We start from the raw sequence: 4,329 nt of genomic DNA on the forward strand, positions 1-4,329 counted from the left end.
GCGGAAAAGGCAAGAAAGTCCTCGCGGGCGCGGGCGAGCCGGGCGGGGAGCAGGAGCTTTTTCGCTCGACGGCAAGCATTACGGGGCCGGAAGGTGACGAGTTCGTCTTCGAGCCGCTGGACGGGGACGGCTCTGATGACGAGAAGGGTGGGGACGCCTACAAGCTGGCGCTGCACGAGGGCAAGGACGGAAATTTAGTCCTTGACATTTCCACGAACGAGGACGGCGAGTGGAAGTATGTGTTGGGGTACGTTTATTACGACCCCGACAAGTACAGCCCCGTCGGATTCGAGAAAGGTGAGATGTTCGGGGAGGAAAAAGACGAGGATTTGCTGGTCGCTCCGATTTACAAGGAGAAAGGCAAGTTCGCGTTTTGGATCGGACTTTCCAATTTCGATGAAAAGGAACCCAAAGACCAGGGGCAGATTTGCAGCATTGAAATCGAGCAAAGCCCCTGGGAACCGCCCAAGGGAGCAAGCGATGCGCCCCTTACGGACAACGACAAGGTTTTCGATTTGCACGAGTACGGAACCCAATTCTACGAAGGCGACGACAACGACCGTTTGATTGTGTGGGGAGAAGTTAATCGCGGTGACGCGGATCTGAACAGCATTGTCGAGATCTCGGATATCACCCGCCTTGCTCTGGATTATGGCAAAACCGTAAACGAAAACCTGAACACAACGCTTGATCCATTGGACTGGGACAATAGCGGACACCTTGACGAGAACGATGTCGACGTGATGGACGACACTTACCTTCAGGATGTCGACGGCTACTGGATTCATCTCTACGAAAATCAGTCCGGAGGAAGTCCGCTTTACGAGTATAAGGTGGAAGGGCCAGGCGAGGACGACCGTGCGTCGGACTTCGATAACTACCCCGGGCCGATTCCGGAGGATCCAGATTCCTTGTTCGGAGATACCCAGGGCAATTTCTGGAGCCACTACGGCGCGGTTGGATACTGCTTCAGCCTGAATCGTACCTATCTCGATCCGTTGGAGCTTGACAGGGTTCCCGAGGGTACTTATTGGCTTTCGGTTCAGCCATTCAACGACACAGACCAGTCCGAAGAACCGCCGTTCGATTCCGACGAACTGGGCATTGCATCGAACCGGCTTCAAATGACGTTTTTGCCCGACAACAAAGCACCGGTTGCTGACATTGATGCAAGCCCGACCGAATCCGAGACTTATCCTGTTACGGTGTATTTCGACGGCTCCGGCAGCACCGATGAAGATGGCAGCGTTGTCAATTACGAGTGGGATTGGGATGGAGCTGCAAATGGCTGGTCATGGTACGACTCAGACGACGATCCCACCGTTTCGCATCAGTATACCTCACCGGGTTCGTATTCGGCAGCGTTACGTGTTACAGACGACGAGGACAAGCAGTGCGATGAACTTGCCACTATCCAGATCGCCGTTGGTGGTGCTCCGATAGCATCATTCACATTCGACCCGGAATCCGGCAATCCGCCGCTAGAAGTGTCCTTCGACGCGGGCGGCAGTTACGATCAAGGAAGCGGCTCGATAGTGGAATATGCCTGGGATTGGAATGGCGTAATCGACGGGTTCAGCTACACCGTGGATAATTCCCAGCCTTACGACGAGATAGACCACACATTCGTCGTAGGTGGTCAGTACGATGTATGGCTAAGGGTAAAGGACAACGACGGGCTGTACGGATACTCCCACCATGTTGTCGCGGTGAACCTTGCGCCTGTGGCAGTAATCGAACCTGACCCGTCCACGGGATACGTTCCCCTCGACGTGGTTTTTTACGGAACCAATAGCTACGATCCCGACGGGACGATAACCAAATATGAGTGGGACTGGGATGGGGATAGCTCTTACGATTACGACTCCGGAGCCAATCCCATCGCTTACCACCAATACGAGGATGTCGGAGATTACTATCCCAAGCTGCGCGTGACCGACAGCGGAGGACTTACCAATGTCGCTCAGGGCTATGTAGGCGTGACATGGAGAGACCACATCTTGCTTGGCCCCGTGAACACGGGAGAGGAATCCGTAGATGCGGGGGATCCGATTACGGTACGCTTCAGCATCGAGGAAAACGCATATCCTTTCTACCATTTGAACGAAACGCGGATTCAGATCGAGCAAAGCGCAACCGGAATCGTCGACTGGAATTCCCCTTTTTGGACGCTGACCGTTGATCAGAGCGGATTCTGCAAACCGATTTTCGACAATGGGAAAACGTTGTTGCCATGTCCGCTCATTCCGACGTACATTGACGACTACAACCGGTACCTTCCCATTGGTTTGAATTTCATTACACCGCCAATTTATCCGGGAGTTGCAGCTGGAAGTTCCGGCGTTGTCGGCACGATTTCGATTCCGACGGTGGCCAACAGCTCTGGAACGGTATCGGTTTATCTGGTCGATGACGTGAACCATCAGTTCTATACTATCGACGATTCCGCTCATACCCAGGAATTCGGCTGGATAGACGACGCGATTCTCGACTTTACGGTGGGGTAGCCGGACATGCGCTTGCCATTTTGGCTGTGCGCATGCGCGTTGATTATTGCGCCGGGCTGCGCAGCCGATGACAAACTGATTGCCAAGGGCGGGGGCGAAATGCCCCCGCCCGCGGCTTTTCCGTTACAAATTACTGAATCCGAGGGAAATCAGTCATTTCCATTCAATGAGATCAGCGATGGCCCGAAGCTAATAATACGGGAAGCAAATTCCATGGGAGATGGCATATCGCCGATAGTATTTGACTTACCGGATGGAATTTGGATTGAACCTGAAATTGGCAGCAACCCCATAGTAGATCGCATTGCGGAAGCCCTAAGGCGTAGGCGGGACAATAATTACAGAAATATGCCGCTGTATTATTTTCAAAGGTCTTTGGAATTCAATGTATTTTACATAGTCTCGCCGGGAGTCCCTTGGGGACTTCAGAATCCGGATTTTAATCTTGACGACCAACGCCTGAACGGGCCCACTGATATTCCTCAAATGAATGTTCACGATTACTACGTCGAGCAGTCGTACGGCAAATTTGAACCAAGATTTTCTTTGTACAGAAATGCGGTCTACTATGATCGGCATGATTTCACCGGTCCACCTTACGAACCTGTACAGCGTATTCCCGAATTCGAAGATAAAATGATCACCGAAAACAATTACCTTGCGGACCCGATCGCCAAACCCCTGATATTGTTCGGCGGGGACGAGGACACGGTCGGCTGGGGAAGCGCCGATATTCTTCAGTGGTCCGCTAAATTCCGCGGAGACAAAAGAGATATGGTGTGCGGAATGGTAAGGCTTGCGCTGGCGAATAATCAGCTAAGCAAATATTCCGACAAGAAAGTAAGTCTTGCTGCATATTACGGCTCAATTGTTAGCCATGAAATCGGCCATTTGCTTAATTGGCCGGATACCTATAACAATTCTGTTGCAGAAGGCCCCTCATCGGTACTCGGCGTAGATTTAATGGGATCGGGCGGACACTACGCTCCGCTTGGAGTGCATAAAGTATATGCGGGATGGACATGCTTCATTAACATAAAACATAACAGCCCGAATTTAATTTCAAAACCCCAGGATTTAATGGAAAACGAAAGAGAAATATATTTTCTGAAATTGAGGCAGGACATTTCCGATGCCGCTGAGTTTTATTACATGGAAAACCAAGCTGGTGGGGGGAGCTATGTGCCGAATGATTTTTGGGCGAATCCCGACCAAGACCGATGCTGGAATGCGGGTGAGGCAGGAAATGGTCTTGTGGTTCCCAGGGTTTTCCTACCACATTATTCGAAAGGGGACATTGTTTCGGACTGGCCAGCCATAAGCATCCCATCGATAAAGTATACGATCGATAACGGAACATGGTCACAGCAAAGGTGGGCTCCAATATTTCCCTTTATATCCAACTCATTTGGAAGTAGCAGCATAATTAAGTCAAATTGGCATGACGGCAAAGCGTCGGGAATTAACATAGGGCAAATAAGCTTTCTTGAAAACCGGCATCCGCGGCCCTACCTTCAAAGATTTATGGATGGAGATCTCGGCTACGGAGACATAATCTGCGACGTGGACGTTGGCAATCCGCTGTACGGCGATTTCAACGGCGACGGGGTCGTGAACGAGGGCGACGAGAACATGCTGCGCGCCAACATCGGGCGGCGCGTCGGGATCGACCCGCTGGCGGTTCCTCTGGACGTGAACGGCGACGGCGAGATCGGCCTCGCCCGCGACCGCGACCGGGACGGGTTCATCGCGACCTCGGAGCGGATATACGACGACGGATGGACGCTTGTGCACTCCACCGGCGACTGGCTGGATTTGAACG

At 52.2% G+C, this 4,329-nt stretch carries 2 protein-coding genes; both read left to right on the forward strand.

Annotation, left to right across the window (positions count from 1 at the left end; translation table 11 throughout):
- On the forward strand, positions 1-2,507 hold a 2,507-nt coding region (locus HRF49_12420), incomplete at its 5' end, for a hypothetical protein (protein MEP0815449.1).
- Positions 2,508-2,993: 486 nt separating this feature from the next.
- Positions 2,994-4,329, forward strand: a 1,336-nt coding sequence (locus HRF49_12425; protein MEP0815450.1) for a hypothetical protein, incomplete at its 3' end; no start/stop codon positions are given.

This window comes from bacterium (assembly GCA_039961635.1).
Classification (GTDB): Bacteria; 4484-113; 4484-113; order JAGGVC01; family JAGGVC01; genus JABRWB01.